Origin of the sequence: Neotabrizicola shimadae, assembly GCF_019623905.1 — a bacterium.
GTDB classification, from domain to species: domain Bacteria; phylum Pseudomonadota; class Alphaproteobacteria; order Rhodobacterales; family Rhodobacteraceae; genus Neotabrizicola; species Neotabrizicola shimadae.
This window is the reverse complement of record NZ_CP069370.1, coordinates 72,786-97,262: the sequence shown is the minus strand read 5'-3', so window position 1 is coordinate 97,262 and position 24,477 is coordinate 72,786. Positions and strand designations below refer to the sequence as shown.

Annotated in this window: 20 protein-coding genes and 1 pseudogene; 11 read left to right on the top strand and 10 right to left on the bottom strand. The window is 64.8% G+C overall.

Annotation, left to right across the window (positions count from 1 at the left end; genetic code table 11):
• The first annotated feature begins 18 nt into the window (after positions 1-18).
• The 4 genes from JO391_RS00420 to JO391_RS00405 are packed head-to-tail and all read left to right on the top strand — an operon-like array spanning position 19 to position 4,701.
• Positions 19-1,596 carry a hypothetical protein gene (locus JO391_RS00420; RefSeq protein WP_220662262.1) on the top strand — a complete coding sequence of 526 codons (1,578 nt, stop codon included), beginning with the start codon at positions 19-21 and terminating at the stop codon, positions 1,594-1,596.
• Positions 1,593-2,948 (top strand): glycosyltransferase family 4 protein, encoded by a 1,356-nt coding sequence (locus JO391_RS00415; protein WP_220662261.1) that lies wholly within the window; start codon positions 1,593-1,595, stop codon positions 2,946-2,948. The genes JO391_RS00420 and JO391_RS00415 overlap by 4 nt, the downstream gene beginning before the upstream one ends.
• A complete protein-coding gene (locus JO391_RS00410) occupies positions 2,935-3,759 on the top strand; it encodes a hypothetical protein (RefSeq protein ID WP_220662260.1) in 825 nt (274 codons plus the stop codon). Before JO391_RS00415 ends, JO391_RS00410 begins: the two co-directional genes overlap by 14 nt.
• A gap of 54 nt (positions 3,760-3,813) precedes the next feature.
• Entirely contained in the window at positions 3,814-4,701 is an 888-nt protein-coding gene (locus JO391_RS00405; protein WP_220662259.1) for a hypothetical protein, read from the top strand.
• 25 nt (positions 4,702-4,726) lie between these two features.
• On the opposite strand, the gene JO391_RS00400 is transcribed toward JO391_RS00405, so the two are convergent.
• From JO391_RS00400 to JO391_RS00370, 7 genes and pseudogenes are all read right to left on the bottom strand, one after another.
• Positions 4,727-5,377, bottom strand: coding sequence for a class I SAM-dependent methyltransferase (locus tag JO391_RS00400; RefSeq protein WP_220662258.1), 651 nt, complete (start codon positions 5,375-5,377; stop codon positions 4,727-4,729).
• Between the two features lies 1 nt (position 5,378).
• Positions 5,379-7,610: a glycosyltransferase family 2 protein gene (locus JO391_RS00395; RefSeq protein ID WP_220662257.1), complete on the bottom strand. Its 2,232-nt coding sequence runs from the start codon at positions 7,608-7,610 to the stop codon at positions 5,379-5,381.
• Complete coding sequence (locus JO391_RS00390) at positions 7,594-9,363, bottom strand: glycosyltransferase family 2 protein (protein ID WP_220662256.1); 1,770 nt, start codon at positions 9,361-9,363, stop codon at positions 7,594-7,596. Before JO391_RS00390 ends, JO391_RS00395 begins: the two co-directional genes overlap by 17 nt.
• Before the next feature lie 163 nt (positions 9,364-9,526).
• Complete coding sequence (locus JO391_RS00385; protein WP_220662255.1) at positions 9,527-10,633, bottom strand: calcium-binding protein; 1,107 nt, start codon at positions 10,631-10,633, stop codon at positions 9,527-9,529.
• A gap of 331 nt (positions 10,634-10,964) precedes the next feature.
• Positions 10,965-11,318 (bottom strand): annotated as a pseudogene (locus tag JO391_RS00380) (transposase); the annotation flags it as partial.
• 499 nt (positions 11,319-11,817) lie between these two features.
• The gene (locus JO391_RS00375; protein WP_220662254.1) at positions 11,818-12,201 is read right to left on the bottom strand and encodes a hypothetical protein; all 384 of its coding nucleotides are present in this window, start codon (positions 12,199-12,201) and stop codon (positions 11,818-11,820) included.
• A gap of 200 nt (positions 12,202-12,401) precedes the next feature.
• Positions 12,402-12,575 (bottom strand): hypothetical protein, encoded by a 174-nt coding sequence (locus JO391_RS00370; protein WP_220662253.1) that lies wholly within the window; start codon positions 12,573-12,575, stop codon positions 12,402-12,404.
• 716 nt (positions 12,576-13,291) lie between these two features.
• On the opposite strand from JO391_RS00370, the gene JO391_RS00365 reads away from it, so the two are divergent.
• The 4 genes from JO391_RS00365 to JO391_RS00350 all read left to right on the top strand — a co-directional run bounded on the left by JO391_RS00365 (position 13,292) and on the right by JO391_RS00350 (position 16,106).
• Positions 13,292-13,849, top strand: coding sequence for a TetR/AcrR family transcriptional regulator (locus JO391_RS00365; protein WP_375155677.1), 558 nt, complete (start codon positions 13,292-13,294; stop codon positions 13,847-13,849).
• Between the two features lie 66 nt (positions 13,850-13,915).
• The gene (locus JO391_RS00360; protein ID WP_220662251.1) at positions 13,916-14,401 is read left to right on the top strand and encodes a DUF3237 family protein; all 486 of its coding nucleotides are present in this window, start codon (positions 13,916-13,918) and stop codon (positions 14,399-14,401) included.
• A 17-nt stretch (positions 14,402-14,418) separates the two neighbouring features.
• Entirely contained in the window at positions 14,419-15,669 is a 1,251-nt protein-coding gene (locus tag JO391_RS00355) for a flavin-dependent oxidoreductase (protein WP_220662250.1), read from the top strand.
• The gene (locus tag JO391_RS00350; protein WP_220662249.1) at positions 15,666-16,106 is read left to right on the top strand and encodes a DUF3237 domain-containing protein; all 441 of its coding nucleotides are present in this window, start codon (positions 15,666-15,668) and stop codon (positions 16,104-16,106) included. Before JO391_RS00355 ends, JO391_RS00350 begins: the two co-directional genes overlap by 4 nt.
• 97 nt (positions 16,107-16,203) lie before the next feature.
• On the opposite strand, the gene glpK is transcribed toward JO391_RS00350, so the two are convergent.
• Both glpK and glpD read right to left on the bottom strand, forming a co-directional pair.
• Positions 16,204-17,688: a glycerol kinase GlpK gene (gene glpK / locus JO391_RS00345; RefSeq protein WP_220662248.1), complete on the bottom strand. Its 1,485-nt coding sequence runs from the start codon at positions 17,686-17,688 to the stop codon at positions 16,204-16,206.
• Between the two features lie 171 nt (positions 17,689-17,859).
• The gene (gene glpD / locus JO391_RS00340; RefSeq protein WP_220662247.1) at positions 17,860-19,425 is read right to left on the bottom strand and encodes a glycerol-3-phosphate dehydrogenase; all 1,566 of its coding nucleotides are present in this window, start codon (positions 19,423-19,425) and stop codon (positions 17,860-17,862) included.
• A gap of 229 nt (positions 19,426-19,654) precedes the next feature.
• Here glpD and JO391_RS00335 point away from each other — a divergent pair, with 229 nt between their 5' ends.
• Together JO391_RS00335 and JO391_RS00330 are read left to right on the top strand one after the other, a co-directional pair.
• Positions 19,655-20,419 carry a DeoR/GlpR family DNA-binding transcription regulator gene (locus tag JO391_RS00335; RefSeq protein WP_220662246.1) on the top strand — a complete coding sequence of 255 codons (765 nt, stop codon included), beginning with the start codon at positions 19,655-19,657 and terminating at the stop codon, positions 20,417-20,419.
• A 54-nt stretch (positions 20,420-20,473) separates the two neighbouring features.
• Complete coding sequence (locus tag JO391_RS00330; RefSeq protein ID WP_220662245.1) at positions 20,474-21,727, top strand: FAD-binding protein; 1,254 nt, start codon at positions 20,474-20,476, stop codon at positions 21,725-21,727.
• Here the strand turns inward: JO391_RS00330 and JO391_RS00325 are convergent.
• Positions 21,724-23,118 carry a helix-turn-helix domain-containing protein gene (locus tag JO391_RS00325; protein WP_220662244.1) on the bottom strand — a complete coding sequence of 465 codons (1,395 nt, stop codon included), beginning with the start codon at positions 23,116-23,118 and terminating at the stop codon, positions 21,724-21,726. The two genes, JO391_RS00330 and JO391_RS00325, sit on opposite strands and share 4 nt — an antisense overlap.
• Before the next feature lie 155 nt (positions 23,119-23,273).
• Here JO391_RS00325 and JO391_RS00320 point away from each other — a divergent pair, with 155 nt between their 5' ends.
• Positions 23,274-24,473, top strand: coding sequence for a pyridoxal-phosphate-dependent aminotransferase family protein (locus JO391_RS00320; protein WP_220662243.1), 1,200 nt, complete (start codon positions 23,274-23,276; stop codon positions 24,471-24,473).
• Positions 24,474-24,477 lie beyond the last annotated feature (4 nt).

Sequence of the window (24,477 nt, the reverse complement as noted above, 5' to 3'; positions counted from 1 at the left end):
CCATAAGGCAGAGTCTTCGTGACGTTCCGGACAGGCAGCATCGCGTCGCTTCAGAACGCCAATCTGGCAAAGGGCGAAAGCCTGCTGGGCCGGGCGCACAGCATGGCAGACGAACGGCAGATCGGTTGCCTCGAGGCCGTGGCGGTTGACGAATCCGGTCGATGCTGGGTGTTGGGCTGGGTCAAACGGTCAGCGGGTAACGCCTTTGGCGCCTTGATGCTGGACCGATGGAAGCACCCCTGCGCCATGGCGATCGCGCGGTTTTCGCGCGACGACGTACCGTCTGACGCGACCGGCTTCATCGGCCTGCTGCACGGCGAATGGCAACCAGAGATCGACGCGAAGCTGGTGGTGATGCTTCTGGCCGTGGAAGGCGTGCCGCATCTCAGGTCGGTGGGCGCAACCCTGCGCCGGGTCGACATGCGGTCGATTGCAACGATCCTGGATGCCGCCGGAAGCACGCTCCAAGACGGCTACTATCGCGAACTTCGGTCGATCCTTATTGCTCCGGAGTCCTGGGTTCCCGGCCTGTCGAAGGCCGCCCGCATCGATGTCAGGACCGGTGTGGACAACATCGTCGCGATACCGGGGGTCGGATGCATCATCGAAGGATGGCTTCTGGCACCGGGCAGGACGACCACGGGCTTCGCGCTCCGGGCCGGAGACACGGTCGCCCAGGCCGACCTGCGCAGTTCTTTCCGTCTCGCCCGCCCCGATCTTCTCGCAGCCTTTCCGAAAGCTGGTGGAGAGGTTCAGGACGCGGGCTTCGTCGCCTTCTTCCCCATGCGCGATACACGGGCGCTGATCGAGGAGCTCACTCTGAAACTGTATCATGGTGAGAATGCCGCCACCAACCATAGGCTTGCCGACATACCGATCCAGTGGCTCAACCGTGGTGCCGGCGAAGATGTGCTGCTTCGCTGCTATCCCTCACTGGAGCATGAGGCGTTCTTTCCGGCCCTGGCCGCTTCGTTGAAGCGCGCCCGTCAGTCGCAGCAACCACCGCCCGTTGGCTGGCAGATCGAACCCTCGGAGCGCTCGCTCTTCATCGCGGTTTCAGGCAGCCAGAGTGACGCTTACCGTGTCGCCGATCAGGTCATGGATGTGGCCGACCTGCTGGAAGCAGGCCGCATCCGCGTGGTGCTCATGGCTCACGAGGCCGTCCGCAGCCACGTCCTGCCACTCTTCCGCGATCTCGAAGACGGGGCGCAGCAGGGCAACAGCCTGTTCTTCCTGCGCGCGGCCCTGGGCCTGCGCGACGTGGCCGTGGCCTCTACACTGACCAAGGCCGACCGGCTGGTCGTCCTGCGCGAGGATGCCCGGATGACCCGCACGCTGGTCGAGCAGTGTGTCGAGCGTCTCTCTGGCAAGGACGAGGGTCTTGCGGTTATCGCGGCCCAGGACCGACCGATGCGACAGGACGGACCACCCGGACTGTTCTGGACTGCCCGCTCCCTGACCGACTTTGCCCGGTCTGGCGCCGACTGGGCCGGCCTGCCCGACGCGCCGATCCTGGGCCGTGTCGGGCGCAGCGCGTTGCAGCAGCCGCGGCCGCCCCTTCTTGCCCGCCTTGAACGCACGGGGGCGGCTTCTTGACCTCCGCTCCTCCGATGCGCGTCGCCATTGTGTCCCACGCCCATCCATCGGTGTCCAAGGGCGGCGCCGAAATCGCGGCGTATACGCTGTTCCGAGGGTTGCAGGACCTCGGCGTCCCGTCACTCTTCATCGCCGCTGTTCCGCAAGCCGCGCTTGACCGTGTCTCCCTCGCCTCCGCGGACGAGCATGTCCTTCCCTACGATCCGGCCCAGTTCGACCATGTCCTCCTGCTGGGGCGGCCCGCGATGTCCACCGCCCTGGTCCGGCTCCTGCGCGATCAGAACGCCAGCGTGATCAACTTCCACCACTATCTCAACTTCGGCATCGGCGCCGTCCGGCAGGTCAAGGCACAGACCGGCCTGCCCGTGGTGTTCACCCTGCACGAATACCTCGCCATCTGCGCCCACCACGGCCAGATGATCACCCGCCCCGCCCGCAACCTGTGCGAAGCAGCCTCGCCCGAAGCCTGCGCCGCCTGCTTTCCCGAACATGGCCGCGAAGGAATGACCACCCGGCGTGATCTCATGTTCGATGTCTTGTCGCGCTGTGACGGCTTCGTTTCGCCCAGCCGGTTCCTCATCGACCGCTATGTCGCCTGGGGTCTGCCGGCCGAGAAGTTCTCGCTGATCGAGAACGGCCTCATCGACACCGCCCCCCCGCCCGAACGCGCCCCGCGCAGTGCCGATGATCCGATCACCTTCGCCTATTTCGGCCAGATCAACCCGTTCAAGGGCGTGGATGTCCTGCTCAATGCCGTGGACAGTCTCGCCGCCCGCCCCGACCTAGCCGGCCGGTTCCGCGTCCGCATCCACGGCAATGTCATCGGCGTCACGCCCGCCTTCGAACAGCGCCTCGCCCGCGCGATCGAGACCTACGACTTCCTCGAAGTGCCCGGCCCCTACGACAACCGCCAGGTCCGCCGCCTGATGTCCGCGGCCGACTATGTCATGGTGCCCTCGACCTGGTGGGAGAACTCCCCCGTGGTGATCCAGGAAGCCTACGCCGCCCGCCGCCCCGTGATCTGCTCGGGCATCGGAGGGATGGCCGAGAAGGTGGTGGACGGCGTGACCGGCCACCATTTCCGGGTGGGCGACGCAAAGGATCTTGCGCGGGTGATGGAGGGGGCGATTAAGGAAGCCGGCCGACCAGAACGACAAGCGGCCCTCGCTCGACCGTCAAGCCATGCCGAAATGGCGAAGGAGTACCTCTCCTGCCTCAATGGAGCTTCAACTCCCGAGCCGTCCCCAACGCCATCGAAGAAGGCTCCGATTCATCGGCAGGATGAGGTCAGCCAAGCCATGAACCAGAAATTTAAGTCAAGCCGGAGGAGAGTTGGAAATGTCGTTCGGTGATCTGAAGCGGATGAGTCTTGCGGATTTCATTTCAGAATTCACCGAACCCTCCGCTTTGTGGTTCTTCCAGCACATCCCAAAGACCGCTGGGTCATCATTTTCGGCAGAACTGCGCTCAATCGCAAGCCCTTATCGCAACATCCATGCCTCCTACGGAGACGACGGAAGCATGAAGGCAGGATCTCTTGAGGAGGCGCTTTCCAACTTCTGCTCGGATCCGGAGTTGCCCTCCTACCGCTCCGCTTCAGGCCATCTAAAATGTGAGTTGCTCGAACCACTGAGGACGAGCATCCCTCGCTTGCGGGTAACGAGCATCCTGCGCGCGCCCGAGAACCGGGTTATATCCGACTACCGCTACCAGCGAACGGAAATGCACCCCCCGCACTTGAGGTTCCGAGAGCAGTTCCCGACGCTTGAAAGCTACATCGACCACCCCATGTCACAGAACACGATGGCCAAATTCATCGCAGGCCGCGACTGCACCGCAGAGAGCTTGATCCGCGCAGTAGAGGAAGATATGGCCTTCGTTGGGCTTCTGGAAATGTACCCGATGTCGTTTGGAATTATCTTCCAACTTATGGGGCACCCGAATAAGTTCCCATCTGAACACCAGCGGAAGACGCCAAATACAGCAGACACCTCGGTCGATTTGACGCAAGATATTCTGAGGAAGATCAAGGACAAGAACGAGAAGGATGTCTTCATGTTCGATCACGTGCGGAGCATATTGACAGCTCACCGGGATGAGTGGCGCTCTATCGTTGGCGCCTCACAAAAGCCAATTCACATTTCAGATTCAATGGCGTCCTAGACCTAAAGTCAAGCCGACGGGCTGCCGGAGAGTGAAGAGTGTGGTGAAAGATAGATGAGCAGGACTATAGTTGCCATTCGGTGCCGAAACATCGGGGCGCCCGAAAGGAAGCAATACGAATACCTTTCCCGGGTGTTCCCCGATCGTGTTTATTTCATCGTGGACAATGTCGATGGAGGCGCGCGGCTGGAGCCATCTCTTTCCAATGTCACGATTGAGATGTCAAGAGCGGCGATTGAAGACCTCAGACTTCGCTCGTTCAAGAATTCAGGCTGGCAGTGCGGCGACTATGTCGCTTATGTGGCGGCACGCGCCCTGAGTTTCGATTATCTTTGGATTGTTGAACCTGATGTTGCGTTCACGTTCACTGATCCGATGACACTGTTTTCTCGCTTTGAGGAGTGTGATGCTGATCTCGTTGGCGCAAGTCTCGGCAAGCGACCACCGCGCTGGGGTTGGCATGCCAGCGCGGCGAACTTGGTTGGAAAAGACAACGTTTTTGGCGTTTTTGTATCGTTTGCGAGATTGTCCAGGCGCGCAGTCTGCCATCTTGGCTTGGCACGATCTTTTCACTTCACCACTATAGCGGCAGATGCGCCTGGACCGGAGATCCCGAACGATGAGTCTTTTGTCGCATCAGTTCTAATTCGGGACGGCTTTTCACACCGCTCGATAGAGGATATTGCGCCGGCAGGCGCCTTCACTAATCAAACCTTCACTTCAAGTGTTCCGATTTGCAACCTTGAGGTTGAGGCTGGAACGCTTCAGGACAAGGTTCTTCATCCAGTGCGCGACGCAGCCGGAGCCGCGTTTAAGCTTGCGGCAATTAGAGAACGCAATGCTGATCTTTGGGAAAAGATCAGGTCCCGTGTTGTCAACAGTATAGGCGAGGAAAAATGGTCGGAGTGGTCAGCACCGAGTCAACAATTCAGCAAGAATTGAAGGAACGTAACCCGCGCTGACAGGACTACTTTTGCGCGGGCCCAATTAGCTGACCGATAAGTTTCAAATTAGCGGCAGAGCCAATATAGCCCACCGCCCAGAAATCCATCGCATCACCCACGTGGGTCTGCACTTCCTCGAAACCAGCTTCCAGCATCCTGCGGGCCAGCGAGACTTCGGTGAATCCGGTGCGGTGGGCCATGAAGAGATTACCGGCCTCGACCGAGGCGCGGTGGCCATAGATCACGTCAAGCACCGAGACCGGGCCGGCCGGTGACGTGTACAGCACCCGCTCCAGATCGGTCTCGTCCAGCCGCCGCATCACCTGGGCCAGGTCGGGCACGCGGATCACCGCGGCCCCGTCCGGCGCAAGAATGCGCAGGAAGCCGGCCAGCACCGCCGGGATCTGGTGGTCGTGGAAATGCTCCAGCACATGGCTGCACCAGATCAGGTCTGCCGCCCCGTCCGCCACCGCGCCCGAAAGGTCGGCGATGTCCGCCACGATGTCGGGATGATTGCCGGGATCCAGATCGACCGTCACCTCGGACCATCCGGCGAAGGGGCCGTCCTTCGGCATCCGCGACAACAGCCGCCGCGGCCCCGAGCCAAGGTTGTACAGCACCGGGCGGCGCGTCAGGGGGGCGGCGGTGCCGGTTCGGGGTTCTGCTCGGTCCATGTCAAAGCCACCCAGGCAGGGACGCCGAGGGCCGCGCGCCGGCATGGCGGGCGGCCGGGGCGCGGTGTGTCATCGAAAGCGCGCGGTATGGCAGGCAATCCACCCCCCACATCGGATGGTACTGCGGATCGTCCAGAAGCGCCTCGCGCCAGCGGGCGCGCAGGCAGGCCAGTTCGCGCTGCATTCGCAGGGCGGCCGGAGTTGCGGCTTCGCGCCCGCGGCTCACAGATTCAAAGTGGTAGATGCGAACATGCGGCGAAAACACCACGCGATGACCCGCCTCCCACAACCGGAGGCAATAGTCGACATCGTTGAAGTTCACCGGGAAGGCCAGCTCGTCGAAGCCGCCCAGTTTCTCGAACAGGCTGCGCCGCGTCAGAAGGAAGGCCCCTGTGACGGCACTCGTCTCGCCGGCCACGCGCAACATCTCGCCATATCCGGGGTCGCCCAGCATGCGGTCCTCGAAGGCATGGACAGCGCCATGCCAGGGGCCCAGGACCACGCCGCCATGCTGAACAATGTCGGACGCGCGCGTCATCAGTGGCCCGGCGGCGCCGACATCCGGGGCGGCCAGACGGCTGCACAGTTCGACCAGGACACCCGGCTCGGGAAAGGCCACGTCATTGTTCATGAAGCAGATCTGTTCGTGACGGACGTGTTCCACCGCCAGGTTGTTGATGAGCGCGTAGTTGAAGCCCTCGCCAAACTCGAGAATGCGAACCCCGCTCTGCTCCAGCGCGTCCAGGACGGCCAGCGTTCCGGGCTCGGTAGAGCCATTGTCCACCACCACGATATCCAGTTCGAAGCCCGGATTGCTTTCGATCAGCCCCTTCACCGCGTTGTTCAGCATCTCACCGCGGTTCCGTGTCGGAACGACGATACTCACCGAGCGTTCGCGAACCGGCCGACCGAGCCGGATCGACGGAAAGCGCGGCGCGCGCGGTCCGGGCGGCTCCACCGCGGCAACCGTCGTACCAGCCGGAAGCATCGTGCAACCGCGCAGGGCCGCAGCCAAGGCTTCACCGCGGGCGGCACAACTCGCGACAAGATCGTCCTCGGACAACAGGCCGGCCGGGTGAGGCACATGCAGGATCGCCGTTCGCCGCAGCGGCTGTCCTTCGGCCGCCAGCCAGCCCAGCATCAGTTCGGCCAGGGACAGGGCAGCCGTCCCCTCCACCGCTTCTGCCGGCACGGCAAAGCACAGGGTCGAATGTCCCTGTTCCATGAGCCGCTCCAGGTCGAAAGCCGGGAAAAGCAACGGATGGATCTGCTCGTCCGGCAACCGTACCGCCAGATCCCCTCCGATCAGGCGCGGCCGCTCACTGGCGGTCTCCAGTGCCGCTTCCAGCCGCGCCCCGAATTCGGGCAGCGGCTGGACAATATGGTGATGGCAAATCACCCATCCGGTCGTTCCAACGCGCCGCCAGGCACCGTCGCTGCCAATGGATCCGTCCGGGGCCCCCGGAAGAACCGGCCGCCCCAGTTCCGGATAGGCCGAGGCATAGGCGGATACCGGCATGCTCGACCCCAGCAGGCGATCCAGCATCAGGTCCGCCCTCCGGCGCCTCGCCTCTCGCAAACCGCCCGCGGCCTTGGTCAAAAGCTCCTCCCGAAGGCGGTTCGGCCACACAATGATCTCAAGCGGGCTTCCGGAAAGCGAAAGCCCGGTCGAGGTCTCGACATGCAAGAGATGAACTCGCCCATCCGCCAGGTCGGGCTCGAGGAACAGGTCAAACGCCGCCGCCCGGCCGACGGCACTGTCCCCGGCGCCGACGTGCTGCCACCGGAACAGGCGGGTTCGACCGACGACCCGGTCGCCCTCAAGGGCGACGATCTCATAGGCGGGCAGCTCGGTAACGGCATTCTCGATGACGCCGGAAATGACCAGCCCCTGCGCATGCCGGACAAACCCGACCGGTCCAGCGTTGGCGCCTTCGCGCCACGACAAAAGGTCCGAAGGCGCAAAGCGGGCGATCACATGCCCTGTGTTGAGAACCTTGACGCAGAGTTCCTCGGCATCGGCAAGCCGCTCCGTCACGAGGTTGAACTCGAACGCACTTGCACCATTGCCTTCTTCCGTCAGGGTCAAGGGAAGGTCCGACAGGCAAGTTCCCTGCAATTCGTTGTCCACGAACAGACCCACATGCCAATGGCGTGTCGGCTCATCCACCATCTCGACATATCCGCGCAGGACCCCGGGCGCGATGAACCGGCATTCAGATCGGAACGGCATCGCCGAAGCCGCGGGTTTCGCCGTTCGTCAGGCTTGAAAGAACCAAGGACTCGAACGACCGGAAGTCTTCCGATTCGGCTTCCCGGCAAGAAAGGCTCGCGATAGGCCCGTCCTCAACCGTGCCCAAACGCAGTTCCCACCGACCTTCCTGCCAATCCGCCGCAAGTCCAAGGCGCGGACGAAGCCGAAGCCCCAACGCCGACAAGCGTGCCTCCGGCACTAGGCGAAGCCGCTCGAAACTGCGGTTGCGCAGCGCCGCCGGCAATCGTCGCACGGAAACTGGAACCGGAAGCGGGTCACTCGGTCCATCGGGCAGTTCGAAATCCATCAGATCCTGCGGCGCCTCTTCCGTCCGCACGGGCTGCCAGTCAGCGGCTACCGCAGCCAGCAGAGACGCCCTGACCGGCTCAAGAGGGTCTGTTGCGACGAAGGCCTCGTATTTGCTGCCATAGTCGGGAAACCGCCGCGCCAGCCGCCGCCGATTGGCAGCAACCAGCCTCGTCTTGGCCGAACCGTAAGAGACCGATCCAACATGCCCCACAAAGCAGTCGGCGGCGGCAACATTCCTGAACCCAAGACGGCCGGCGCGCAGGCAGAAGTCGACTTCCTCATAGTAGCCGCTGTCATAATGCCCGGACAGGGCACCCACCTCGTGCAAACACGAGGCCGATATCAACATGCAGAAGCCATTCCCGTTAGGAACATCAATGGCTTTCCCGCGATGACCTGCCCAAGCCGCATCCGCCAGCCGAACGCAGATGTCAGGCGGCGGCATCGCACAGCGGCGACCGGGGCCACACAGAGAGAAACCGCCTGCATCGTTGGACAGCGGGGTCACAGTGCCGATGCCGTCGTCATCCAAATGCGCCAGCAGGCGCCGCAGCACACCTGACGGCAACCATGTGTCCGAGTTCAGCAAAAGCACCGGCCCCTGCCCCACGGCGCATAGACCCAGGTTCACTGCAGCGGTAAAGCCACAGGCCCCAGCGGTGCGAAGCAGCCTGACATCAGGCCGGCGCGCAACCTCTTCAAGAAGTCGGCGCGTGGCCTCTTGCTGCGATCCGTCGTCGACGATAACCAGACAGCTTCCCTGCACATCATCCAAGGCGGAAAGAACCGTCTCTAGACATGCCTCCAGTGCTGTGCCGCCATCCCGAACCGGAACAATGATCCAGACAGATCGCTCCTCGTCACCGGTTGCAACGGGCATCGTGCACCGCCCCATCAGCGCCGGAACTCGAACGGACTTCGCGACGTCGTTCGCCACGATGTCCACAGACCGGTCTTCCTCGGCAGATCGCTCCAGAAAATAATCTACTGCAAAGACGGCGACACCGCCCGCCATGCCCTTTCCCAGCGGCTGAGGAAAGTCATTGGCGGCCCCTCCCGACAGTCTCACCTGGTCTCCGGTTCTCTGAACGAAGGTCAGCCGTTTCGTCACGCTCAGGTCACAGTCCACAACCAGAGGCAACTTGCCGGGATCAAGCGCCGAAAGTGCCGCGGTCCTCTGGACCGGAGTGGCGAATAGGCTGCGCAGTAATTCCACCGCGTGGTCATGGGCAGGAAACAGGGGCTCGCCAGGCTCAATGGTCTCAGTTCTGCTCACAAAGCAGGACAAAGCAAGCAATTCAGGGTCCAGAGGATCGGATGCAAGCGCAGAACTGATGTCACGACGGGCAAGTTCAAACTTCTCCAGCGCAATCAGGATTCGCGCGCGCTTAAGAAGTATGCTCGAAGCAGCGCCTGTGTCCACCTCAATGGCAGATTGCAGAGTTATGAGCGAATCTAGAAGAATTTCGCGTCGGCGTATTACGGATTCGTCTCGACCTGAAGGCATATAGCTGCGTCTTGCAAACTAAACTTCACCCATAACCACAATGGAAAGCCGCCTCCCAATCGGAAGGCGGCTCATTGCACTAGAGGCTCAGATCGTCGTCATCGAAGTCGATCTGCTCGACGCCTTGGACAGTGACGATCGATCCGTCCGAGAAGGTGATGAATGTCCGCGCGCCCACTGTCGTTACGGTCACATCGGATTCCTGGGCGCCGATCTCCACAATATCGAAGCCGGCCCCGCCGCTGACGGTATCGCCCGCCCCAGCCAGGAATCTGTCGTCACCATCAGCACCCAACAGGCTGTCAGAAGCGCCACCGCCGACCAGCAGATCATTGCCTGCGCCGCCGTAAAGAGCATCGGCCCCAAGACCACCGTACAACGTGTCGTTCCCGCCGCCGCCATACAGGGTGTCGAGACCGGCATCACCACGCAGCAGGTCGTCATCGGCGGCGCCGAACAACAAGTCACTGCCGTCACCGCCCGACAGGGTATCCATTCCGGACCCACCATATAGTGTATCCAGGCCGCCATCACCCCACATTGTGTCGCTTCCGGCGCCACCGAACATCACGTCAGACTGGTCGCCGCCGCTCATCCGGTCGCCATCCCCACCGCCGTACATCTGGTCGGAACCACCCCCGCCGAACAGCGCGTCTGCACCGTCGCCGCCATAGAGCGTGTCAGCCCCTTCGTCGCCATACAGACGATCGACCCCGACGCCACCATAAAGCGCATCAGCCCCGGCGCCACCGGACAGGGCGTCGTTTCCATTGCCGCCATATATCTGGTCATCGCCATCCTGGCCAAACAGGACGTCTCGTCCATTCCCACCGTAAAGCGAATCGTTTCCTGATCCACCCAGCGCGATGTCCTTGCCGCCGCCAAGCATGACCAGATCGTTCACCATTCCATTCGAAAGAACGGTGTCATCGGATTGCGTGCCGAAGGTGTAACGGTTGTCAGAGCCTGTCACGCTGATGGCGATCGTGCCGTCGGCCCGCTGCCACACAACCATATCGCTCTCAGGAGCCTTCGCATCCCCCGGCCCCAGGGTGTCGATGGAGATGGGTTCGCCATCCGTGACGGACAGCTCACCAAGGATCCGATCAACGATGGCTCCGAAAGGAACCAGGTTGCTTATGCCCGCCCGTACGTCGGAAATGCTCGAGTATTCGTCTACTGCCATGGATACAACTCCGACAAAGGACCAATCCAGGTCGATTCGCTCGACCGCTATTCCGCCAACTCTCGATTAGGTTTCTGTTAACCTCGGGCAGGGCAGCCAGCAACAAGTTTCTGACGAAACTCTTGTAGAATCAGGGCCTAGGCCGACACAAAACTTTTGCAAAGACCAAGTTTGCGGCACTGCGGCGGGATTCCGCACCATCGTCTGCCAAAATATTCACCGCACTTAGAACGCGATCCCATCCGCCGCCGCGCTCTTAGATTCCGCGACGATCGCACACGGACGTCAAGCTGTCTGGACATACATCTTGGGGACAGGACTGGTTCTCGTTTCAAAGCCAGAACATGACGGTGGCAGCGAAGGCTACGGCGGATGGAGAGACCTTCGGGCATCGGTCTTCGCGTGGGGCGACCCTTCGCCAATCGTTGAGCCTTCCGAACATGATTTCGATCCTGTTGGGACGTTTGTAGCGGCGTTCATCGTGCTTTACGGGTTCGCTGCGTGACTTCAGGCCTGGGCTGCAGGGCCTAACCCCCTTCTCCTTCAACGCATCTCTGAACCCATTGGCTTCATGGCCCCCGTCGGCCAGCAGCCATTCCGCCTTCGGCAGGCCGCCCCACATGGCTACCGCACCCGTGTAGTCGCTGACCCGGCCCGCTGTCATGAAGAAGCGGATCGGGTGGCCTGCGCCACCGCGACGCCCCAGTCCGTTACCAGCCCTACGGCCCCGAGCCTGAACCCATGGCTGAACTTCCGTCTCGTCGCATCCACTCCCCAGTTCCTTGGTCACCATCCTGTCTTCGTGTCGACGAAACCGGCAGCACGCCTCGGCGGCGTCACGCCCGCGGATCAGCCGGGCGCTCTCGGCGGGCTGGTCATGTGCAATCTTCCAACAATGTGCCCATGCCTCCTCGACGGTCATGCCGATGGTGCAAGCATAGGGCGAGGGGCAATCCTGTGGCGACTGAGGGCGATCACGTGAGTCCGGCAAAACCCGGCGGCACGAGAGGCAAAGGGGCCCTGTCCGCCGCGTTGTCTCAGCGTCCTTGGCGGCCAAGGCATCGAGATATGCCTGCGGGGTGGCCGCGACCCACTCGCAATAGATGCCGCCCTTTTCGAAGGTGCATTGGCGCGGCGTTCCGGCTCCACCGGGCGCGGCCCGCCATCGTCTTTCGTCCAATCGGTCATGTCAGGCTCCATTGTGCGGCCATCGCGGCGGCGGTGCCTAGACATGTGCGGCTCCTGGCCTTCCATCGATCCGGGCCGGGCGGCATGCGGTGGACAACCTCCCATGACCGGCTCTCTATGCGGCCAACAGGCGGTGGCCCGACAATATCGGTGGGCACCAACGGCGGCAGACCCTTGAGCCACAGACAAGTCGCCGTCATTTCGCGGTGCCCGAATTGCCATGGCTGAATGATCTGGTCAGGCTTGCGGATTGCGCTGCCAATGATGCTGACCGGGTTTTCCAGCGCGATGCGCGGAACAGGCGGGTGGAACAGGAGCCACACAAAGTCGAGCGCCGCTTGCTGCCGCCCTTCCGCGCGTTGGGCTTCGAAGTGCCGCACCCCGCTGACAGCAAGGTCAGTTCAGGGCGAGTGGCAAATCATCAAATCCCACCGATCGCCAAGCCCGTCGCGTGTGTCCCCCTGGCAGTGAGGGCCGGGAGCTTTGGTTAGCAGAAGATCGCATGACTATGCGTTGTGCCCGCGAGCAAGGAACGCGGCTCTCACCCGGCCCGAGTATTCGCAGGCGACAAGCACGCGCATCACATCACCATCCCAACCAGCACACCGGCGGCGAAGATGATCGGCACCGCCAGCACGGCAGAGAGGTTCCAGTGGCGCGGCGTGGGCTGCACGGGCGCGCGGTGCCAGGGATCGTCAGGCGAGGCGTCGGGCAAGCGGCTCAAAGCCGGGTTCAACTGGCTACCACTTGGCATCGCGGCACCAGAGCCAGCAAGCAACGCGCCTTACGCAAAGGGATGCCCTTTGGTTCGCTAAACCTTGCAATACGCAACCACCCTGGCCAAACCGTCAATAGGGATTGGTCAGGGAGTGATTTATTGCAAATAAATCAACAGGTTGACGAGAGACCTGTTTCTTGGTAAGGGAGAGGTCGAGAGTTCAATCCTCTCTTGCAGCACCATTTGCCATGAAAAACTGATGGAATGCTACGGACATGACTGGTCGGTCACTGCGCTGAGCCGCCAGTGTGTCTGCTTTTCCCGCTTCCCTGATCCGCCTGCGCTTGCAGGTCGGCGCATGCTGCGGCTTTCCGCGACTCTCACGTCGGAACATTTCCCGTTCCGTCGTGTCGGAATGGCCCGTACCGCGGCAGCTTCGGCTCACCCGCGCGCCATCTTTCGTTCCACCTCTCGTGTGATCGGGGCGGTGAACGTGCGCGGCTGTCAGGGCTGTGGTGTCCCATTCGGCATCATCACCGCGGTCACTCTTGCGAATGCCCCAAAGGGGATTGACAAATTTGTTCATTCCATAAAACTTTTTATCATATCAATCATTCTGGCCACGTCGGATGGAATACCTGGCAGACAGCGCCAAGCCCGGCCTGCGCGATAGAAAGAAGGCCCGGCGGCGGGACGAGATCATCGCGGCCGCGAGGGAGCTGTTCGCGGCACAGGGCATCGACGCCACGACGATGGCCGACATCGCCGCAGCCGCGGAGGTGTCCGCGCCGACCCTCTTCAACTATTTCGGATCGAAGGACGGGATCCTCATCGCGATGATCTCGGAGGGGACCCGGGAAGCACGCGAACGCGACAGGGGCCAGCAATGGCAGGACGGGGCCGATCTGGTCAGCCTGGTCGTCGCCCTGTTCCTTCGCGTGTCGTCGCGAACCCTGGATGTGGCGGGGAAACGTGTCTGGCGCCATGCGGAAGCCGCGGCCATCCGGCAGCCCGACACCGCCCTGTCGCGCGAGTACCGAAATGTCTCCGACGCCTTGAAGATGTTCCTCGCCGGGTTCCTGAGCGAGCTTGACCTGCAGACAAGGGCCGGGCGCGACTGCCCGCCCGAGTTCCTGGCCGAGCTGCTGATCGATCGCTGGATGCCCTGCTTCATCCAGTTGATCACATCTGAAGAGCGGACCCTGGCCGAACACGAGGCCGTTCTGCAGGCGCAGTTCGCGCCTCTCATCCGGTTGCTTTTCACCGATGCCTGCGTCGATCATCCCCGGCGGAAGGAGTCGCGGGCGTGAGCGTGCGGATGCCACAGCCCAAAGGGCCGGCCCGGGCGCCGGCAATCAGGAAAGGAAGGACACAGAATGCCGCCTGACGTTCCGGTCGAGGACATCACGTCACTTGGCGCCCGAACTTCGCCGGGTCAGCCAATGGTCCGGCGGGCCTGCGTGATCCGCGCCGATCTTGGGCCGGCCTTGGAGTTTGCCACGGGCAACGGCAAGGTCCGCGCCATGTTTCCCATCGAAGGGGGCGTGGCGCGCGGCGCCGGTTGGTCGGCGCGCATCCTTCCCGGTGGTGCGGATTTTGCCGTCCTGCTGCCCGATGGCGCCTACGAGATCGAGGCCCGCTATTGCCTGGAGCTCGACGACGGCACCCCCATCATGGTCACCAATGCCGGTCGCATGGTCCCGCAACCCGATGGCAGCTATGCCGGCCGCACACGGGCTGTCCTTGAGGTTGCCGACGGGCCGCACCGGGCCCTGGGGGATGCCGTCTATTTCGGCACGGCACTGGCCGAAGCCGGCGACGAGGCGCATGTCTATATCGAGCTATGGGAGGCGCCCGTCTGAGCGGGCGTGGGAGAGAGATGATCCTGATTGCCGGGGCAGGCATTGCCGGACTGACCTTGGGGCTGACCCTGCACCAGCTGGGCCTGCCCTTCCGCATCTACGAACGGGTGGCCGGCCTTCGCCCCCTGGGCGTCGGGATCAACATCCAGCCCAATGCCGTCCGAGAGCTCTTCGACCTGGGACTGGAGGCTGAACTTGACCGGATCGGCATCCGCACCCGGCAGTACGGCTTCTACACCAAGACCGGCCTGCCCATCTGGGTCGAGCCGCGCGGGCTGGCCGCGGGCTATGCCTGGCCGCAATTCTCGCTGCATCGCGGACAGTTCCAGATGCTGCTCCTGAAGGCGTTGCAGGACCGGGCGGGCGAGGTGGTCGAAACGGATGCGGCTGTTGCCGGGTTCGAAACGGATGATCGGAGCGCAACGCTGATCCTGACCGATGGCAGGCGGGTTTCCGGCGATCTGGCCATCGCCGCCGACGGCATCCATTCGGCAATCCGCAAGCAGATGGTGCCACATGAAGGGGAACCGATCTGGAACGGCGCCATCATGTGGCGCGGCACCTCGCCCGGCCGGCATTTTCTGGGCGGCAATGCCATGTTCCTCGCCGGCCATGACACCCAGCGGTTTGTGGCCTATCCCCTGACGCCCGAAGACCCGGAGACGGGCCTCGCCACGATCAACTGGATTGCCGAGATGCGGGTGGACCCTGCCCGCGTGCTTGCCAAGGGCGACTGGAACCGCCCGGCCGACAAGGCGGATTTCCTGCCGGCCTTCCAGGGCTGGGATTTCGGCTGGGTCGATTGCCCCGGCCTGATCCGCGCGTCGGGGGTGGTCTATGAATACCCGATGGTCGACCGCGAGCCGCTTCCCTCCTGGACGCAAGGCTGCGTCACGCTGATGGGCGATGCTGCCCACGCCACCTATCCGGTCGGCTCGAACGGCGCGACACAGGCGATCATCGACGCCCGAAAGCTTGGCGCAGCGGTCCGCGATCACGGGACCACCCGCGACGCCCTTCTGGCCTACGAGGCCGTGATGCGCCCAAGGGCAGAGGGCATTTTGCGCGCCAACCGCGGCAAGGGCCCGGACGCGGTGATGCAAATGGTCGAGGACCTGTGCGGCGGCGTGTTCGACGATCTGGAACCGATCCTGCCGCGCGCAAAACTTGCCGCCCATGCGGAGCACTACAAGCGGCTGTCGGGCTTTTCGGTCGAGGTGCTGAACGGCCAACCGCCAATCATCGGAGCCATGGAGGTGGTCGCATGACCCATTTTGCCGAGTTTCGCGTGCAGGTGGGCAGTCCCGTCATTCTGGGCAATGACGGCTTCGGAGAGGCTCGCATCGTGCCCATCCTGGGCGGCACGGTCAGTGGCCCGGGCCTGGTGGGAACGATCCTGCCGGGTGGGGCCGATGAACAGCGCATCCGCGCCGATGGCCTGACCCGCATCCACGCGCGCTACGTCATCCGGGCGGAAGACGGCGCGCTCATCCGGGTCGATAGCCAGGGTCTGCGCCATGCCGCACCCGAGGTGATGGCGGCGCTGATGCGCGGGGAACGGGTCGATCCGGCCCTTGTCTACTTTCGGACCGTGATCCGGTTCGAAACCGCAGCTGCCGCGCATGAGGCGCTGAACCGAAGTCTGTTCCTGTCAGAGGGCCAGCGTGAGCCTGAAGCCGTGGTCCTTCGGCTGACCCGGTTCTGACCAGCCCGTGTCGCGTCCGGCGTGGACATAGTGCCGGTGTCCGACCACGCCGGTCCAAGAGAAGGCAGCCCTTTCTTCAAGGCAGGAGCATCTGGCTTCACGCCTGCATCGTGGCGTGGACGGCCCGTTGCCAGCGGGCATAGGCCTCGGCGCGTTCGGCGGCGGGCATGGCCGGAAGGAAGCGCCGGTCCAGGGCCCAGCTTCGGGCGAACGCCTCTGGTCCGGGGCAAAGGCCTGCCTGCATCCCGGCCAGCCATGCGGCACCCAGGGCCGTGGTCTCCAGCACCTGCGGCCGGTCCACCTCGGCCCCGATGATGTCGGAGAGGAACTGCATGGCCCAGTCGCTGGCCGACATGCCGCCGTCAACCCGCAGGACGCCCTGGGCGGCGGCGGTCCAGTCGGCGCGCATGGCCTCCAGAAGGTCGCGCGTCTGGAAGCCCACGCTTTCCAGGGCGGCGCGAGCGAGTTCGGCGGGGCCGGAATTGCGGGTCAGCCCGAAGATCGCGCCGCGGCAGTCGGGCCGCCAGTAGGGCGCGCCGAGGCCGGTGAAGGCGGGCACCAGGATGACCCGCTGGCTCGGGTCGGCGGTTTCGGCGAGGGGCTGGGTCTCGGAGGCCGAGCGGATGATCTTCAGCCCGTCGCGCAGCCACTGGACCACGGCGCCGGCGATGAAGATCGAGCCTTCGAGGGCGTAGGTCGGCTTGCCGTCCAGCTGGTAGGCGATGGTGGTCAGGAGCCGGTTCTTCGAGGCCACCATGTCCGACCCGGTGTTCAGGAGGGCAAAGCAGCCGGTGCCGTAGGTGGACTTCATCATGCCGGGGGCAAAGCAGGCCTGGCCCACGGTGGCGGCCTGCTGGTCGCCGGCGACGCCGAGGATCGGGATGGGGTGGCCGAAGAGGTCGGGGCGCGTGGTGCCGAAGGGGGCGGCACAGTCGCGGACCTCGGGCAAGAGGGACAGGGGGATGTCGAGCGCCCGGCAGATGTCTTCGTCCCACTGCCCCCGGCCGATGTCGTAGAGCATGGTCCGGGCGGCGTTGGTGGCGTCGGTGGCGTGGACCTTTCCTCCGGTCAGGTTCCAGATCAGCCAACTGTCCACGGTGCCGAAGGCCAGCTCGCCCCGGGCGGCGCGGGCGCGGGCGCCTTCGACGTGGTCGAGGATCCAGGCGACCTTGGTGGCAGAGAAGTAGGGGTCCAGAAGCAGGCCTGTGCGGGCGGTGATCGTGGCCTCCAGCCCCTCGGCGCGGAGGCGGTCGCAGGTGGGGGCGGTGCGGCGGTCCTGCCAGACGATGGCGCGGTGGATGGGCTCGCCGGTCGCGCGGTCCCAGACCAGGGTGGTCTCGCGCTGGTTGGTGATGCCGATGGCGGCGATGTCGGGGCCGTGGAGGCCGGCCTTTTCGATGGCGGCGCGGGCGGTGGCGGCGGTGGTGGACCACAGGTCCGCCGGGTCGTGTTCCACCCAGCCGGAGGCCGGAAAGTGCTGGGGAAACTCCTGCTGGGCGGAGGCGATGACCCTGAGGGCGGGGTCGAAGACGATGGCCCGGGTCGAGGTGGTGCCCTGGTCGATGGCGAGGATATAGGTCATGGTCCCCCCGGCTTTGTTGAGGCGTCCGAGCTCGGACGCTTTGGTGGAGTCAATGATTTCAATGCGTTGAGAAGGCGCATTAACTTGGACTTAACTTCTGCCTGACGTTCCCCTGCCGGGCCGACGGGGCGCCCTGCTGCATGTCCTACCCCCCCTTCCCTTCCGGCGACCCTAGCTGGCGGACAGCCTGTCGCGTTCCGTGGCCATGAAGCTGCCGATGGCGGCGATCTCTTCGGCGGTGAGGCGCAGCCCGAGTTTGGAGCGGCGCCAGACCACATCGGCGGCTTCGACGGCATATTCCCGTGACATGAGCCAGCGCAATTCGGCTTCGGTCAAGGTGGCACCGAAAGCGCGGCCGAGGTCGGCGGCGGTTTTCGCGGGGCCAAGGATCGCGCGCGCCTCGGTGCCATAGGCGCGCACGAGGCGGCCGGCCCAGAAGTCATCGAGGAAGGGATAGTCGCGGCGCAGGCCGGCAATGAGCGCGGGCACGCCATCCGTCGGGAAATCGCCGCCGGGAAGCGCAACCCGGGCGGTCCAGGGGCCGGCCTTGGCGCCCAGCACCGGGCAGAGCTTTTCCATCGCGTGTTCGGCAAGGCGGCGGTAGGTGGTGATCTTGCCGCCAAAGACGTTCAGGAGCGGTGCGCCCGTGGTGTCGAGGCTGAGGACGTAGTCGCGCGTTGCCGCCGTGGCCGACTTGGCGCCGTCATTGTAAAGCGGGCGCACGCCGGAATAGGTCCAGACCACATCGGCCGGGGTGACGGGCCTGGCGAAATACTGGCTGGCGAAGGCGCAGAGATAGTCGCGTTCCTCATCGGTGCAGCGCGCCTCGGAGGGGGCGGCGGTATGATCCTTGTCGGTGGTGCCGATCAGTGTGAAATCGCCTTCGTAGGGGATGGAAAAGATGATGCGGCCATCGGAGCCCTGGAAGAAATAGCAGCGGTCGTGATCGAAGAGCCGCCGCGTGACGATATGGCTGCCGCGGACGAGGCGGACGCCCTCGCTGGAGTTGATGCGCGCGACGTTGCGGATCACATCTTCGACCCATGGCCCTCCCGCATTGACCAGCGCACGGGCGAAATGGGTGGCGGGGCCGTCCGGGCCTTCGGTTTCCACGCGCCAGAGATCGCCTTCGCGCTGCGCCGAGCTGACGCGGGTGCGCGTCAGGATGCGGGCGCCGCGCGCCTGGGCGTCGCGGGCGTTCAGCACGACAAGGCGCGAGTCCTGGACCCAGCAGTCGGAGTATTCGTAGGCCTTGTGGAACCCCGGCTTCAGCGGCTTGCCGGCGGGGTCTGTGGCAAGATCGACCGATCGGGTGGCGGGCAGGATTTTCCGGCCCCCCATCGCGTCGTAGAGGAACAGGCCAAGCCGGATGAGCCAGGCCGGGCGGCGGCCCTTCATCCAGGGCATGACGAAGCTGAGAAGCCGCGAGGTCGGGGTTTCGCTGTCGAAGCGCATGTCCTGGTGCAGCGGCAGGACAAAGCGCATGGGCCAGGAGATATGCGGCATGGCGACGAGCAACGTCTCGCGTTCGTGCAGCGCCTCGCGCACGAGGCGGAATTCGAAGTATTCGAGATAGCGCAGGCCGCCGTGAAAGAGCTTGGTCGAGGCCGAGGAGGTGGCCTGGGCCAGATCGCCCTGTTCGGCAAGAACGACGGAAAGGCCACGGCCCGCGGCATCGCGGGCGATGCCGCAGCCGTTGATGCCGCCACCGATGATGAAGAGATCTGTCGCCGTCACGCGCTGCGCCTTCCCGCGGGAGTGTCCGCGGGACGGTGGACGCAATCCCTGCCCCGGTCAATGACAATATTCGTTTTTGCGCGAAATGTGAAAAAACGAACATCGCAAAGCAGCAGACCGGAGGAATCGCGCGATTTCGGCCTGCGGCAGGGGGAACCGGGGGTGACAGCGCGCGGCGGCCTTGCAAAGATGGCAGGAAGGCCCCGGCGGGGCGGGAAGGACGGATCGCGTGGCCCTGAGCTTTCGGCAAACCGAGATTCTGGACATTGCCAAGGCCGAGGGGCGCGTGGTGGTGGAGGATCTGGCGCGGCGGTTCGACGTGACCTTGCAGACCATCCGCCGCGACCTGACCGAGTTGTCCGACAGCGGCCTTCTGGACCGGGTGCATGGCGGGGCGGTGCTGCGCACGGGTGTGGCGAACATCGGCTATGAGGAGCGGCGGCGGATGCATGACGCCGCCAAGGCGGCGATTGCCCGGGCCTGCGCTGCGGCGGTGCCGGACAACAGCTCGCTGATCCTGAACCTTGGGACGACGACCGAGGCGGTGGCGCGGGAGCTGCTGTCGCATCGCAACATCACCGTCATCACCAACAACATGAATGTGGCCAACATCCTGGTGGCAAACCCGTCCTGCGAGGTGATCGTGGCGGGCGGCGCACTGAGGCGCAGCGATGGCGGGCTGGTGGGTGAGCTGACCACGCAGTTCTTTGAACAGTTCAAGGTGGACATTGCGGTGATCGGCTGTTCGGCGCTGGATGGCGACGGGGATCTGCTGGATTTCGACCTGGCCGAGGTGCGGGTGTCGAAGGCGATCATCCGGCAGGCGCGGCGGGTCTTTCTGGTGGCGGACCATTCGAAGCTGGGCCGGTCGGCCCCGGCGCGGCTGGCCTCGCTGTCGGAGCTGGACTGCCTGTTTACCGACCGCCCGCTGCCCGAGGATCTGGCGCGGCGCTGCGTCGACTGGGGGACCGGGGTGGTTGTGGCTCCGGAGTAAAGCCCTGGCCGGGCGGCCGGCGATGGGGTGGGAATGGCAGCGGGACGGGGTAGGATGAAGACGAACTGGGGCGGCAACCTGCGATATGGCGCGTCGGGGTTTCGGCGCGCCGGATCGGTGGCCGAAGTGCAGGACATCGTCGCGGCCAGCGACCGGCTGCGGGTGCTGGGCTCGCGGCACAGTTTCAGCGACATTGCCGATACCGCAGGCATCCACCTTTCGCTGGAGGATATGGGCGGCATCGAGGCGATTGACCCGGAGCGACGCAAGGTCACCGTGGGCGGGGGGATCCGCTATGCCGATCTGGCGCGCGGGTTGCAGGCGCAGGGCTGGGCCTTGGCCAACATGGCCTCGCTGCCGCATATCTCGGTCGCCGGGGCGGTTGTGACGGCGACGCATGGGTCGGGCTCTGGCATCGGGAACCTGGCCACGGCGGTGGCGGCGATCGAGTTCGTGACGGGGCGCGGCGAGGTGCTGCGGCTGGCGCGCGGGGAGGATGCCTTTGCCGGGGCGGTGGTGAACCTGGGGGCTTTGGGCGTCATGGTGCGCCTGACGCTGGACATCGAGCCGACCTATGATGTGCGGCAGACGGTTTACCTTGGGCTGTCGCATGACGTTCTGGCCGAAGCCTTCGAGGCAGTGTTCGCTGCGGGAACCAGCGTCAGCGTGTTCACCGGCTGGCAGGGCGCGCGGGCCCATGCCGTCTGGGTGAAGGACCGGGTGCGGGCGGCCGGCGCACCGCCGAACGAGATCTTCGGGGCGAGGGCCGCGGAGGCGGCGCAGCACCCCCTGCCCGGCGCGCCGGCCGAGAGTTGCACGGTGCAGATGGGGGTTGCGGGGCCGTGGCACGAACGGCTGCCGCATTTCCGGCCCGATGTGGTGCCGAGCAATGGCGCGGAAATCCAGGCGGAGTATTTCCTGCCGCGCGACAGGGCGCGGCAGGCGATTGCGGTCCTGCGGCGGCATGGCGACCGGCTGGCGCCGGTGCTGATGGTGTCGGAGGTTCGGACGGTGGCGGCCGACGGGCTGTGGCTGAGCCCGAGCCGGGGCGAGCCCTATTTCGGGCTGCATTTCACCTTTCGCCGGGATTGGGAGGCGATCCGCGCGGTGCTGCCGGCGCTGGAGGCCGATCTGGCGCCGCTGGGGGCGGTGCCGCATTGGGGCAAGGTCACGACCATGGCGCCGGAGCAAATCGCGGCGCGCTATCCGCGGATGGCCGAGTTCCGCGATCTGGTGGCGGCGCATGATCCGGCGGGGAGGTTACGCAACGGGTTTGTGGAGCGGATGGTGTTCGGCCGGGCGGGCTAGCCGTCGAAGCGGGTGGCGCCGCGGCGGCGGACATCGACGGGGCGGGTGTCGATGACCGCCTGGTGGGCGCGCTGGTCGCAGCCGGTGCGCGGGCAGATGCGGCAGTTGATGCCGATGGGGGTCATGCGGGCGGTGGAGACCGACAGGCCTTCGGCATAGCCGATCTGGGAGGCGTGTTCGATGGCGCAGCCCATGGCGACGGCCAGGCGGTTGTCCTGCGCGTGGCGGAACCAGCTGGGCCGGTCCACCGTGCGCGAGACGACGAAGAAGCGGCTGCCGTCGGGCATTTCCACGAATTGCGGCACGATGCGGCCCGGCGTGCGGAACGAGGTGTGCACGTCGAGCCGCGGGCAGGCGCCGCCGTATTCGGCCAGGGGAAACTCGGTCGCGTTGAAGCGCTTGGTGACGTTGCCGCCCTTGTCGATGCGCAGGAAGAAGAAGGGCACGCCCTGCGCGCCTTCGCGTTGCAAGGTGGTGGCGCGGTGGCAGGCCTGTTCGAAGCTGACGCCGAAGCGGGTGGCCATCAGGTCGAAGTCGTATTTCGTGGCCCGTGCCTCGGCCAGGAAGGCATCGTAGGGCATCAGCACGGCGGCGGCGAAGTAGTTGGCGAGTTCCACCCGCAGGCGGCTGGCGGCGGAGGGGTCGGGAAGGGCGGCTTTTTCGATCAGCCCGTCCAAGAGGCCGCGCCATTCCATCAGCGCGCACATGTGGACGAGCTGGAAGCTGCGGTTGGGGTGGTCGAGCGCCTCGGACAGAAGGATCTCGCGCCGGGTTTCGTCATAGGTGCGCAGGGCGCCGGGCATGTCTTCCACCCGCGCAAGGCGCACGGCGACGCCCAGCCGGTCGCGCAGGCGGGCCTTGAGGCTGGCGTAGATGTCGTCACGGTCGGGCGGTCCGCCCTGCCAGAAGCCTTCGGCCGCCGTTTCCAGCTCGCGGAAATGGTTGCGGTTGCGGCGGAAGATCATGTGAACCGAAGCTTCGGGGCTGCCGGTCGTGTCGAGCGTGCCCTGGGACAGGGCCGACAGACGGTCGATCGCCGAGCCATAGGCACGATGCAGGCGCAGCAAGGCGGCGGCGAGGTCGGGCGCATGGACCACGGCGGCGCGCAGTTGTGCGAGGTCCGGTCGGCTGCCCGCGAAGATCGGGTCCTGCAGGCAGGCGCGCAGATCGGCGAGGATCGAGCCGGTCTGGTCATCGGCGAGGTCGCGCCAATCGACGCCATATTCCTCCATCAGGCGCAGGAGCACCTGGACCGAGACCGATCTTTCGTTGTTTTCCAGCAGGTTGACGTAAGAGGCGGAAATACCCAGCGTGCGCGCCATGGCGCCCTGGGTTTCGCCGCGTTCCTGACGCAGGCGACGCAACTGGGGGCCGATGAAGGTTTTCTGCATACCGCCGCACACAGTTTGACTGTTGTGGAATTTACAATATTACATTTTTTCAATTCTGTAAATGAATGCATTCACAGCAGAACCCGGGAGAGTTTGCCGAAGAAACAGGCAGGCCGCATTGTCGCAGCTGACCGCCCGTTCACTGAGGATGTGCCATGACCTTCCGCCCCGGCCTGAACCACCTTTACATCCCTGGGCCGACCAACGTGCCCGAAACCGTCCGCATGGCGATGAACGTCGCCCAGCAGGATCAACGCGGGCCGGAGTTCGGCGCCTTCGTGCTGTCGATCCTGTCGGACCTGAAGCCGATCTTCGGCACAACCGCGGGCCGGATCATGCTGTTCCCCGGCTCGGGCACATCGGCCTGGGAAGCGGCAATGGTCAACACGCTGTCGCCGGGCGACCGGGTTCTGATGGCGCGGCACGGCCAGTTTTCGGCCCTGTGGGCCAAGATGGCGAACGACCTCGGGCTTGATGTGGAGCTGGTCGATCTGCCCTGGGGCGCGGGCGCGCCGGTGAACGAGTTTGCCCGCCGTCTGGGCGCCGACCGCGAGGGCAAGATCAAGGCGGTGTTCGTCACGCACAACGAGACGGCAACCGGCGTCACCTCGAACGTGGCGGGCGTGCGACATGCGCTGGATGCCTGTTTCCACGAGGCGCTGCTGTTCGTGGACGGCGTGTCGTCCATCGGCTCGATCCCCTTCCTGATGGATGACTGGGGCGTCGATCTTGCCGTGACGGGCAGCCAGAAGGGGCTGATGGCGCCGGCGGGGCTGGGCATTCTGGGGGTGAGCGACAAGGCCATGGCGGCCTCGCGGTCGAACGGGATGCGGCGCAGCTTCCTGAAGTTCGACGATTATGTGATTCAGACCGAGACCGGCTATTTCCCGCATACCCCGCCGACCCCGGTGCTGCATGGCCTGCGCGAGGCGCTGAACCGCATCAACCGCGAGGGGTTGGACAATGTGTTCGCCCGCCATGCGCGGCTGGCCGCCGGGGTGCGGGCCGGGGTTGCGGCCTGGGGGCTGGAGACCTGTGCCGAGCATCCCTCGCTTGCCTCGAACACCGTGACCGCCATCCGGACGCCGGCTGGCGTGGACGCGCGCGAGGTGATCCGCGTCGGGCTGATGCGCTACAACACCTCGTTCGGGTCGGGGCTGGCGCAGCTTGCCGGCAAGGTGTTCCGCATTGGGCATCTGGGCGATCTGAACGAAGGCATGTGCCTGACCGCGCTGGCGGTGGCCGAACTGTCGCTGCGCGCGGCGGGGGCGCGGGTGGAGCTGGGCGCGGGGGTGGCCGCGGCGCAGGAAATCTATGAACAGGGAACCCCGGCGGTTGCCCTGGCGGCGGAGTAAGACG